Genomic DNA, 12,092 nt, shown 5'->3' on the forward strand with positions numbered 1-12,092 from the left:
CTGCTCCTTCACTTCTTTCCTTTTGTTTCCTTGCATAATTATGCATATTTTTGTCATCGCCAATTTACCATAAAAGCGTGAGATCAACACAGTAATCTGCTAGTTTTGGTTTTTCAACTGGCAGAGCTTTTAAAATAAAAAATACCTCCCCCAATAAATTTTGCCAATTTACAACGAAAAGGTTTTGCTTTGCCGTTTGTAGTTGTAACCAACACCTAGCTGGTATTATTTTATCATCATGTTTTACAACTTACAACACTTTTTGGGAAAAATTTCCTTGTAATTTCTTGTTTTTTCCAAACAAAAAAGCAATACGTCATACAACATATTGCCTTTTTCAACTATAATTTTACTATATATCAAGTCTCAACTGTACTTCATCTTCTGCTTCTGCCTTCATGTCCTCCAATTGTTCCGCATCAAGGCTTGGCAGTTCCTCAATGGATTGTACGCCAAATCGCCTTAAAAATTCCTCTGTTGTGCCAAAAAGATGGGGTTTCCCGGGTGCATCCAGCCTTCCAATCTCGCAGATGAGATTGTACTCCATCAGTTTATTGATGGCATGTTCGGACTTCACACCTCTGATCTTTTCGATCTCCAGCTTGGTGACCGGCTGCTTGTAGGCCACGATGGAGAGCGTCTCCAGCTGAATATCTGTGAGTGTATATTTTTTCGGCTGTTTTGCAATTCTAATCAAATATTCGTACATCTCCTTTTTGGTACAGAGCTGATAGGAGCCATCCAGCTCAATGATCTGGATGCCCCGATCTTCTGTTTTGTACCGATCCATCATCTGGTGGATCACTTTTCTTGTCGTGTCTTCGTCCTGGTCCGCTGCCGCGGCAATTTTTTTTAATTCTACGGAATCTCCCACGGCAAAAAGAATTGCCTCGATAACTCCTTCCAGTTGTTTAATACTCATATTTTTCTCATCCTATCATTGATGTAATGATAATATCGTCAAATATCCGCTCCTGGTGGATCCTGATGGTTCCGATCTTCATAAGCTCCAGGATTGCAAGGAATGTCACAACGATTTTCATTTTGCCTGCCTGTTTTTCCAAAAGGGTCCGGAAACTGAATTTTCTATGATTTCTTGCATAATTTTCCACATAGTCCAGCCGTTCGCTCAAGGAAACTTCCTCTTTCTCTATCTTGCCAAACTTGCTCCTGACAGGGTCAATTTTATCTTCCTGCCGTTTGATGACATCCTGAAAGATAGCATTTAACCGGGAAAGTGAAAGCCCTTCCAACAGTTTGTCCATATCTACAGGTTCTTCGTAGGCAAGCACCTCCTCTGGGATGCTTGGCTGCCTGTAGAGCTGCTGTTCACCGTCCATCTGTCTGTCTTTCAGTTCGTAGGACATGTATTTGTACATTTTGTACTGTAAAAGCTGTTCCACCAATTTCTGTCTTGGATCTTCTTCTTCCCCTTCTTCATTGACTTCTTTTGGAAGAAGCATGCGGCATTTGATGTCCAAAAGGGTTGCTGCCATCAAAAGAAATTCGCTCATCACATTCAAATCTTCTCTTTGCATAGCACGGATATATTCCATATATTGGTTTGTAATTTCCACGATCGGAATATCGTAGATATCAATTTTATTTTTGTCGATCAGGTGCAGCAAAAGGTCCAGCGGTCCTTCAAACACCTCCAGCTTTACCGGAATTCCCATGTTTTTTCCTTTCTTGATCTCGGTCTTGTTTTCAACAGGCTCTTCCTAATTATATAGAAATCATTTCATTTTCTCAAGTACCATCATTTCGTTTTCCCTCCAAGATGGAGGACCACCACTTCCGCGTGGTTGAAAAGACGAATGTTTATGGTGTGAGTGCCAAGTCCTTTGCTCACTACAATACTGGTATCTCCCTCTTTTGTAAGTTCCCCGGAATATTTGGGTATCAGACGAATCTGCGGAGTGATGATTCCTCCAATGCCAGGAATGCGTACCACACCACCGTGCAGATGCCCGGATACAGTAAGGCAAGCTCCCCAGGCTTTGTAATACTGAAAATACATGGGATTGTGGGCAATAAGGATCTGATATACTTTGCTGTCTGCCTGGCCCAGTTTTTCTTCCAGATATTCCTTTCCAAGTGAAGGCTGATGAAACCGCTTGTAGCAGGAAAGGGGAATCTCCAGTCCGGATATGTCCGCACAAAAATTTCCGTCACTGTACCGGATGGTTTCATTTTCCAGCATCCGCACCCCTGCTTTTTGCAGTCTCTCCTTGAAAATATGGTACACATCCCCATACTCTTCCATGTTTTCTTTCATACGCTGCTCATGGTTTCCGTTGGCGTAGAATACCGGGCAGATGGACGGAAGCTTTTCCATGAAAGCTGTCCCAACTTCAAAAGGCTGCCCTTCCTGTCCGATCAATATATCACCGGAAACAAGGATAAAATCCGGCTTTTCCTTTTTGATCGCTGCCAGCAAAAGATCATTGTCTTTTCCGTAACACTTATTGTGCAGATCGCTTAAAAAGACAATTGTTTCTTTTTTGTTCAACTGGTCCAGCTTTGGATGCTGTACGTCATAATGTGTGACCTTAAATGTAGACGTTTCTTTTCTGATTTCCAGCAGAATAAGGACAAGAAAAATCAGCAGGGCCACAATTGCACCAGCCATCACCGGTCCTCTCCTCTTACAATAGCAATACCGCTACTTGTCCCGATTCGGTTGGCACCGGCCTCTATCATCTCCAGTGCCTTTTCCCGGGTCTTCACACCGCCGGAGGCTTTGACTCCCATTGTTTTGCCTACAGTTTCCCGCATGAGAAGGATATCCTCCTTCACTGCTCCTGCAGGGCCAAATCCTGTGGATGTCTTTACAAAATCAGCTCCTGCTTTTTTGGCAATCCTGCAGACTTGCCTCTTCTCTTCGTCTGTCAGATATCCGGTTTCCAGTATCACCTTGACAAGGGCCTGTCCTTTTGTTTCCTCCACGACAGAGCGGATATCCTCCTCCACATAATCCCAGTCATGACTTTTTACCTTTCCAATGTGCACTACCATATCCACTTCTTTCGCGCCATCCTGCAAAGCGCCTCTTGTCTCCATGCGTTTTCCAAACGTAGACATCGCGCCAAGGGGGAATCCAATGACTGTACAGACAGCCACATTACTTCCCGAAAGAACTTCTGCACACATAGATACAAAACTGGAATTCACGCACACAGAGGCAAATCCATAAGTTTTTGCCTCCTCGCAAAGCCGCTCTATCTGACTGGCAGTGACATCCGGTTTCAACAGGGTATGGTCTATCATCTGTTCTATCTTCATTGCACTCGCTCCTTTTGTATGGTTTCGTAAAGTTCTTTGATATTCTCAAAAGTATAAGAAGGCGGATACTTTGTATTCTTCAAATCTTCTCTTTTCGCCTCCCCGGTAAAGACGACCGCTGTGTCCACACCTGCATGGATCCCGCAGGCAATGTCGGTGTACAGGCGGTCGCCAACTACCAAAGCCTCCTCCTTCGTTCCGTTTACCATTTGAAGACAAAGGGTTACCATATCCGGATTTGGTTTTCCGATATAAAAAGGTTCCCGGTTTGTTGTCACATTCAACATCTGGCAGATACCTGCGCAATCCGGCATAAATCCAAAATTTGTAGGACAACGCAGGTCTGCATTGGTTCCAATGTAATCCACTTTTTTATCGAAAAGCAGATGACAGGCATCTTTTACTTTTTTGTACGTCAGTTCCTGGTCAAAACCGATCAGGACGGCAGCTGCCTCCTTATCATAAGTCTCCGTCACATCCAGACCGTAATCTTTTAATTCCTCCACAAATGATGTTGTCCCCACGACAAATATCTTTTTCCCGGAGTAATGTCGTTTCATATAAAGACAGCTCGCGTACCCTGCTGTCACAAACTGCTCCTTAGTTGCAGCAATGCCCATGTGCTTAAATTTTTGCACGTAATCGTTTCTGCTCTTTGACGCGTTGTTCGTGATGTAGAAAGCATGGCCTCCTATCTCCTCTATGTAATGCAAAAGTTCCATGGTACCTTCAAGCACAGTCGTGTCAATGGAAAGTGTTCCGTCAATGTCAAACAAAAAGATGCGCTTTTCTTTTAACATGTGGTATCTCCTCGCCTTTATTTTCTCTTTTTCAGTCCATTATATAATTTTTTGTTCTGCTTTACAACAAAAACTCTTCTGCCGCCTTTTTCAGCATATCCGGGAACGAGGCTTCCTCTACAGTTTCCGCTGCCTGTATCTGTACCTCTCCGATTGTTTTACCATCCAGCGAGTAGATGATCTTTCCAAGCTCTTCTCCCTTTGTCACAGGAGCTTTTACCTCTTTTTTGAGATCAATCTTTTTTTCAATCTTTGACAGATCTGCTCCGCTTGTATCCACATACTGGAATCCACCTTCACTCACGCCTGTGACTTCATCTTTAATACCTCCTGTCACAGGAACTTTTACGGACTGAGGCAGATTTTCATTGTCCTCAAACTTATTACATTTGGAAAATCCATAGTTCATCAGTGCAATGGCGTCTTTGACGCGTTCCTTTGCATTTTCCGCTGCCATGACAACACCTACCAGTTCCAGATCGTCTTTTTTTGCAGTTGCAGACAGACAAAACTTAGCCTTGCTCGTGGATCCGGTTTTCAAACCTGTCGCGTATTGGTACTGGCGTATAAATTTATTTGTATTTGTCAGGCCAAACTCGGAAGTCCCTTTTTTGGTCGTGTGGGTGATAGTATCCATCCAAATGGTGCAGTACTCGTGCACCTGTGGATATTTGGTGATCAGCTCTCTGGACATCAGTGCAATGTCAAGGGCGGTTGTCTCGTGTCCGTCCGCATCCAATCCATTACAGTTGACGAAATTCGTATTTTTCATGCCAAGTCCTTTTGCCCGCTCATTCATCTGTTTTACAAAAGCTTCCTCTGAGCCGGAAATATGTTCTGCCATGGCCACACAGGCATCATTGGCACTGGCCACTGCAATGCATTTGAGCATGGTGTCCACACTTTGTGTCTCGCCGGGCTCTAAGAATACCTGGGAACCGCCCATACCGGCCGCATAATCAGATACAGTAACCTTATCCTCCAGTTTGATCTTGCCCTCCTCCAGTGCATCAAAAATGAGCAACATTGTCATGACTTTCGTCACACTGGCCGGCGGCATCTTTGTGTTGGCATCCTTTTCGTAGAGAACCTGCCCCGTGGATGCCTCCATCAAAACACCGGAGGGAGCAGATATTTCCACTCCCTCCGTCGTATTTTGCCCTGCATTTTCTTTTGTAGCCTGATCATCCATTTCTTCTTGCAAAATATATGCGGATTCTGCCGTCAATGGAATGCTTTGCGAAATCAGAAGAAACGCCAGAAAAACTGCCAGAATTTTCTTCATGTACGGCTCCTTTGATTTTTCTGTTATTATATGGGTATGCACAACTTGGGCAAACAATCACAGGAATATATTCTTTCTTCTATTCGTAAATCCTCTCCAGCATCACCTTTACCTTCCCGCCGCAGATAGAGCCCTCCTTCTCAGCCTCTTTGGCGCTTAAATCTACTTCCATGATACGAAAAGTTTTGTTTTCCTTCATCATACTTCCAATGGCATCCAGCACCTGTGCTTCTAAAATTCCGCCGCCAATGGTTCCGTACACTTTCCAGCCATCCAGTACAACAATTTTTGTTCCAACCTCTCTGGGCGCGGATCCTTTCCTCTCAATGATGGTCGCCATCACCCCATTTAGAGGGCTTGCATGTCCTGCCACAGGCTCCAGTACTTCGGCGGCAAACTCCACAAGTCCCTGGTGCTGGTTTTTTTCCCGGATCACCTGAGCCATAATGGACACAGCGATCTCTTCCGGGGTCTGTGCGCCAATATCAAGACCAACAGGGGTGTGTACATCTTCAAGAGGAAGGGGTTGGGCTCCATGAACCATATCTTTCTTTATTTCCTCTAAAAGCCTTTTCACCCGGCCCTTACTGCCCATCATGCCCACATAAGCATAGCTTTTCTTTAAGATCTCTTCGATACACATCCTGTCGTAGGCGTGGCCCCTTGTCACAACCACATAATAGGAACCTTGCATTTCCGGAAGATTTCGCAAGGATTCCCCCATATCTGCGCAGAGGATTTCATCTGCTTTTGCCTCCTTTGCAAGCGCGGCAAATTCCTCCCTGTCCTCCAGTACAATGACATAAAATCCAAGAAATTTTGCCAGTTTCATAAGGGCGATCCCTACATGGCCTGCACCGCAGACGATCAATCTTTTTCTGCTGCCTATCCATTCATGGTAAAATAACTGCCCCTGAACTTCTCTGACACCGTTTCCTTTTAAAACTTTCAGCTCTTCAAAATATGGAAACAGCCATTCTTTCTGCATGTTGGTCCATAAAATCTCGTCCCCGGATGCAAGCAGTTTTGCTCCCTTTTTTTCGCCGTCAAGTACAGTTGCCTGAAACACTTTCCGCTCCTTGATCTCTTCTGCAATGGTTTGATAGAATGTTTGGTTTATCATGGTCTTTCTTCCTTTTCACATAGATAGATTTCTCGTTTGTCCTTAAAGTGCGCCAAAAGAGTAGTCACCTCTTCTTTGGGACATTGGTTCAGCACAAACAGTTTTTTCCCTTTCATTCCTTTCCTTGCTCCGCCGTCCTTTTCCCAGATAGCTGAGACATCTTTCAGATTCAGTCTGTGTTCTTTATCCTTTCCAAGAAAATCCGCCAGCTCTTCCGGTTGATAGGCACAGCATTCTATTGGTTTTCCGATGGCCGGATACCCAAGCACAGCAATCGTGACATCCGTCCACTCAGGCACCAAAGGTTCATGAGATGAGGGTATCTTGACCGGCATTCTCCTGGACCCGTCTGCCTCGATAAGAAGAACATCCGCCATTGTCAAAAACTCCTGACACACCCATTGTTCAGCCCCTTTGATCTTTTCCATACCGTGGTGGATGCATGGGACACCTACTGTGAGAAAGGAGCTTTCCTTTACATGTTTCTTCAGCTGCTGCAGAGATGCGTGGTGTTCCTTCCATGGAAAAAACGCAGTTTGCGGCTTTTCCATGTGCGTAGTCGTAGTGACAATAACCCGTTTCCCTTCTTCTGCAAATTCTTGTGCCAGACGGTAGAGAATGGTTGTCTTTCCTCCAGCTCCCACAAAGGAGATACATGCGCGCTCTCTGCCGGAAAGAGAAAATGCCTCCAAAAGGTCTGAAAACCTCTCCCCGGTGCCTGCCTTTATGATATGCATTGCTCTCTCTCCCATGTCTGTATCACTTGCAGAACACTTTCCGCCAATATAGTGGCTTTGTCTGAAATCCGGAACAGCCGTTCCTTTTCCTCTATCCGTGGTTCAATATCCATAATTTTCAGTCCTTTTCTCACAGGATACCCTTCTTTTATGGCACCTCGCAGAAGACCGTCCATGGTAGCGGTAACTTCTGTCTCTCCAAGAAAGGCGAGTGTGTCACCTTTTTTCACTTTGTCACCGATGTGTCTCACATACCGGATATTGCCTTCTGCCGGAGCGTGGATGACCCGTTCCTTAGAATAACCCATGATATCTCCCGGAATCCCGGTGTTTGGAAGTGCACTGCCCTTATAAAAAATCTTTCCAAGAGTCTCGCCGCGCATAGTCTCAATGACTGCATCCACATCCTGTCCTGCCGTAAACCCGGGTCCAAGACCAATGGTCAGCGGGGCCATTCCTTTTCTTGTCCCAAGGTTTCGCTTGGCAAGAATTGCGTCTACGATAACCTCAGGTTCCCATTTTGGAATCTGTTCTCCCCAAGGGTCAATGACAACCGGAACCTTCTTTTCGATCCATCCTTTCCTGATATCCTCTTCTGTGCTGCAAAGAACAGATGTCACGCCTTCTACGCATTGAACACCTTCATACACAGCCTCACAAAAAGATACTTGTCTTCGGATGCATGCCGGATCTTTTGTCTCCAACACAAGAACCCGGTACCCTTTCCTGAAAAGAAGATGAATGGTGCCGCTTGCCAGATCTCCGCCGCCGCGCACGACTACAAGAGGGCTTTCGTCCATATCACGCAGTTCTTTTTCATCCGTTTCATAGAGGAACACATCTTCCATATGTCTTTTCACCACTGCTTTTCCTCCTTGATCTTTAGTAAGATTCAAAAGTTCTTCCCGGTAATCATCGCGAAATACCACGGGATTTCCGGGAACCCCACCATGGCAAATGCATCCAATGCCCTTGCCGGATACAAAAAAATGTTCCAAAAATTTTTCCAGTGTCTCTGCCTTTAAAAACGGCTGATCGCACACAGAGAAGAGAAAAAAGTTTTCTTTCTTTTTCGCCTTCACACTCTCTAAAGCCAGGCGAACTGAATGGGAAATACCAAGCATTGGCTCCTTATTTTCGATAAATGTCCACTCATCCCCAAAGGCTGCTCTCAGTTTCGGATACTGGCTTACCAAAATCGTCTCTGCACCATATTTCCTTTTTATTTTCTCCATTCTCTCCAGAGTATACGCATACATTTTTTTCCCGCCATAAGGGAAAAAAAGTTTATTAGAACCAAACCGGCTGCTGTTTCCAGCAGCCAGCAGTATGATATATAATTTCATTTACTGTTTTTTCATCCCATAATAAATTTTTTCCGGTGTGATCGGCAGCTCCCGAATTTTTGCTCCCACTGCATGGCTGATCGCGCTTGCAATGGCCGGTGATGGCGTGTTGATGACAATCTCGCCAATGGATTTTGCGCCAAACGGCCCTGTCGGCTCGTAGCTGCTCTCAAATTCCACCCTGATCTTTCCAACATCCAGCCTTGTAGGAATTTTATACTGCATAAAGGAATTGCTGTAGTTCTTTCCGCTTGAACTGTATACGACATCCTCGTAGAGAGCCATTCCAATGCCCTGGGCAATCCCGCCCTCCACCTGCACTCTTGCCAGATTCGGGTTGATCGGTGTGCCGCAGTCCACAACTGCCACATAGTCGATAAGGGTGGCCTTCCCGGTCTCCGTGTCGACTTCCACTTCCGCCATGCCAACCATGAACGGAGGCGGGGAAACCGGCGAACTGTGTGCCTCAGAGGCACTTAATGAATCCTCATTATTGCACATTACGCGATTTCCGATATCCCTCAGCGTAATCTCTCTTTGATCTTTTAAACTGTACACTTTTTTGCCGTCAAACTCCAGCTCTTCTTCCGTGCAGTCCAGATACTTTGCGGCCTTAAAGATGATTTTTTTCTTCAGAGATTCACAAGTCTTGATAACCGCCATTCCGGTCACGTAGGTTGTGCTGGACGCATAGGAGCCTGTATCATACGGGGAAATATCCGTGTCAACACCAGATACAACAATATCATCCACAGAACAGTTCATACACTCTGCCGCCATCTGTGCCAGTATCGTGTCGCATCCGGTTCCCATATCTGAAGCGCCGATCATAAGGCTGTAGAATCCATCATCGTTGACTTTCATGGCAACAGATCCGGTATCCACTGCGGAAATCCCGGAACCCTGCATCGCCATGGCAACACCAACACCGCGGACTTTTCCGTTTCCCATATCCTTACACGGATACTTTTCATCCCAGTGCATCATCTCTTTTGCCTTTGCCATACAGCGGTCCAGCGCACAACTGTTTGCCGTCTCGCCATAATATGCAGGCATGACTTCTCCTTCTTTCACCATGTTTTTCTCGCGCAGCACAACCGGGTCCACACCTATCTTTTCCGCCAGCTCATTGACTGCTGATTCCACTGCAAAGATTCCCTGTGTGGCTCCATATCCGCGGTAGGCGCCTGCAGACATCACATTTGTGTAGACCACATCATATGAGAAACGGAACGCATCCAGACCGCCGTAGAGCGGAATGGATTTATGTCCGGACAATCCCACGGTTGTTGGTCCGTGCTCGCCGAACGCACCAGTGTTGGAGAGTGTATACACATCAATTCCTCTGATCTTTCCGCTTTTATCAGCTCCTACACGCACCTTGATCTCCATCTCATGTCTTGGCGAGGAGGCGATTTGTGATTCTTCCCTTGTAAAAATAATTTTGGCAGGTTTACCTGTCTTCCATGTCACAAGTGCAGGGTAAACTTCAGAGACAGACGTCTGTTTTGCCCCAAATCCTCCGCCGATACGGGGTTTTACCACGCGCACCTTGGATTTTGGAATGCAAAGTGCGTTTGCGAGAATTCTTCTTACATGGAACGTAACCTGGGTGGATGATACCACATTAAGTCTTCCGTACACATCCATATACGTATAGGTGCGGAAAGTCTCCATCATGGCCTGCTGACACGCTTTTGTGTGGTATGTCTGCTCCACCACATAGTCACAATTTTTCAGCACTTCATCGATATCGCCCTTTTCATCCTTTCCGCAGGCGCAAAGATTTCTTTTATTGTCAGCCCCAACCGGGCATAAGCTTTTCCAATTTTCTTCCGGATGGACAAGAATATCATTGTCCTTGGCCTTTCGAAAGTCTAGGACCGGCTCCAAAATTTCGTATTCCACTTTGATCATTTTCATGGCCTGCGTCACACACGCTTTGTCTTTTCCTGCCACAATGGCAACAGCGTCTCCGACAAACCGCACACGCTTGTCCAAGATCAACCGGTCATAAGGACTTGGCTCCGGATACGTCTGTCCTGCCATCGTAAAACGCTCGTCCGGACAGTCTTCATAGGTCAGAATGCATTCAATTCCCGGTACTTTCAATGCCCTTGTCTTGTCAATGGATTTGATGAGTGCATGTGCATGGGGACTTCTAAGAATTTTCACTTCCAGACAGTCCTTTGGCGCCAGATCATCCGTATACACCGGCTTTCCGGTCACCAAAGCTTTTGCATCCACTTTTGGTATTGCCTGATTTACCACCTGCATTTATCTGTCCTCCCTCTTTGTTTTGATGTATTTTTCCACGGCCCTCATCTGTCCCATATACCCGGAGCACCGGCAGAGGTTGCCGGATAAATATTCTTTGATTTCTTCCATATCCGGCTCGTCAAGTTCCCTGGCCATAGCCAGCACGTTCATGATGAACCCCGGAGAACAGAATCCGCACTGCTCTGCGCCTTCCGCTGCAAGAAATTCACCGAACTCTTCCGCTTCTTTTTGCAGACCTTCCAGCGTGAAAACTTCCCGCCCCTCTACCCTTGCGGCGAGAATGGAACAGGAAAGACTTGGTTTTCCGTCCAGCATCACTGTACAAAGACCACAGTTCGTTGTCTCACAGCCACATTTTACACTGTAGCATCCTTCCTCTCTTAAAAGGTCGTACAGCAGGGTGTCCGCTTTTATTTCGGCCGCAACCGGCTTTCCATTCAAATTAAACTTTACTTCCATCTTCCTATCCTTCCATTATCTTCTCAATTCCTCGACGAATCAGCACGCCGGCAATCTGTCTTCGATACGCTTCCCCTGCACGCATATTGCTGCCAAATGGGACAGCCTTGGCTGATTTCCTGGCAAAGTCCCCTGCCTCTTCTTTTTTCGGACAGACATCCTCCAAAAGAATTGCTTTCATTGGCCTTGCGCCAACAGAACAGAAGATCTTTTCTCCCTTTATGGCAACTGCACATGCCACAAGCGGGAAATCTGTGGCTGCGGCACGTTCCGACATATACACGACCTTCCTTTGATCCTTTTTGACATGGATACTTACAAGAATATCATTGTCCCGTTTCATCTGTATAAATTCTTTAAGAGGTATGATTCCTCCCCTGAATAATTCCACATAAGCATCCATAGCCAGAAAACAAGTGAGTACATCTGAGAAACCAAACCTTCCAAAAATACTGCCGCCCACAGTCGCGCCGTTGCGGAACTGTACTCCCACGATGTGGCGCACACTCTCCTTTACCGCACCGTCGAAATAGCGTGCCAGCCCTTCGTGCAGCTCCAACTCTCTTAATGTACACATGGCTCCAATGCGAAATTCTTCTTCATCCTCCTCAATATAGTCCAGGCCAAGACCAGACAGGTCAATGGCTGTCTGTACTCTCCCTGCTCCAAGTCTTAGCCACATCATCCCGCCAAGCACACGGTTGGTCCGCTTTTGATTCAATTCATAGGCCTCCTGGAGGCTTGATACTTTTACATAATTGTTGATCGTAATCAAAA

12 protein-coding genes are annotated in these 12,092 nt (G+C 45.9%); all 12 read right to left on the reverse strand.

Annotated elements, in window-relative coordinates; translation table 11 throughout:
• Positions 1–352: 352 nt before the first annotated feature.
• The 12 genes from scpB to B5F18_RS00235 all read right to left on the reverse strand — a co-directional run bounded on the left by scpB (position 353) and on the right by B5F18_RS00235 (position 12,090).
• Complete coding sequence (gene scpB / locus B5F18_RS00180; protein ID WP_087155647.1) at positions 353–922, reverse strand: SMC-Scp complex subunit ScpB; 570 nt, start codon at positions 920–922, stop codon at positions 353–355.
• 7 nt (positions 923–929) lie between these two features.
• Positions 930–1,676 carry a segregation and condensation protein A gene (locus tag B5F18_RS00185; protein WP_087155648.1) on the reverse strand — a complete coding sequence of 249 codons (747 nt, stop codon included), beginning with the start codon at positions 1,674–1,676 and terminating at the stop codon, positions 930–932.
• Between the two features lie 83 nt (positions 1,677–1,759).
• Positions 1,760–2,632: a metallophosphoesterase gene (locus B5F18_RS00190; protein WP_087155649.1), complete on the reverse strand. Its 873-nt coding sequence runs from the start codon at positions 2,630–2,632 to the stop codon at positions 1,760–1,762.
• On the reverse strand, positions 2,632–3,285 hold the full coding sequence (gene deoC / locus B5F18_RS00195; protein ID WP_087155650.1) for a deoxyribose-phosphate aldolase: 654 nt from the start codon (positions 3,283–3,285) through the stop codon (positions 2,632–2,634). Before deoC ends, B5F18_RS00190 begins: the two co-directional genes overlap by 1 nt.
• Complete coding sequence (locus B5F18_RS00200) at positions 3,282–4,085, reverse strand: HAD-IIA family hydrolase (protein WP_087155651.1); 804 nt, start codon at positions 4,083–4,085, stop codon at positions 3,282–3,284. Before B5F18_RS00200 ends, deoC begins: the two co-directional genes overlap by 4 nt.
• A 61-nt stretch (positions 4,086–4,146) precedes the next feature.
• Positions 4,147–5,370: a D-alanyl-D-alanine carboxypeptidase family protein gene (locus tag B5F18_RS00205; protein WP_087155652.1), complete on the reverse strand. Its 1,224-nt coding sequence runs from the start codon at positions 5,368–5,370 to the stop codon at positions 4,147–4,149.
• Positions 5,371–5,449: 79 nt separating this feature from the next.
• A complete protein-coding gene (locus B5F18_RS00210; RefSeq protein ID WP_087155653.1) occupies positions 5,450–6,493 on the reverse strand; it encodes an XdhC family protein in 1,044 nt (347 codons plus the stop codon).
• Positions 6,490–7,230: a selenium cofactor biosynthesis protein YqeC gene (yqeC, locus tag B5F18_RS00215; protein WP_162607519.1), complete on the reverse strand. Its 741-nt coding sequence runs from the start codon at positions 7,228–7,230 to the stop codon at positions 6,490–6,492. Before yqeC ends, B5F18_RS00210 begins: the two co-directional genes overlap by 4 nt.
• Complete coding sequence (gene yqeB / locus B5F18_RS12855; RefSeq protein WP_087155655.1) at positions 7,218–8,576, reverse strand: selenium-dependent molybdenum cofactor biosynthesis protein YqeB; 1,359 nt, start codon at positions 8,574–8,576, stop codon at positions 7,218–7,220. Before yqeB ends, yqeC begins: the two co-directional genes overlap by 13 nt.
• Positions 8,577–10,853 (reverse strand): xanthine dehydrogenase family protein molybdopterin-binding subunit, encoded by a 2,277-nt coding sequence (locus tag B5F18_RS00225; protein ID WP_087155656.1) that lies wholly within the window; start codon positions 10,851–10,853, stop codon positions 8,577–8,579.
• Complete coding sequence (locus B5F18_RS00230; RefSeq protein ID WP_087155657.1) at positions 10,854–11,315, reverse strand: (2Fe-2S)-binding protein; 462 nt, start codon at positions 11,313–11,315, stop codon at positions 10,854–10,856.
• A 4-nt stretch (positions 11,316–11,319) separates the two neighbouring features.
• A complete protein-coding gene (locus tag B5F18_RS00235; RefSeq protein WP_087155658.1) occupies positions 11,320–12,090 on the reverse strand; it encodes an FAD binding domain-containing protein in 771 nt (256 codons plus the stop codon).
• Between the last annotated feature and the right edge of the window lie 2 nt (positions 12,091–12,092).

Source organism: Lachnoclostridium sp. An181 (assembly GCF_002160325.1).
Taxonomy (GTDB): domain Bacteria; phylum Bacillota; class Clostridia; order Lachnospirales; family Lachnospiraceae; genus An181.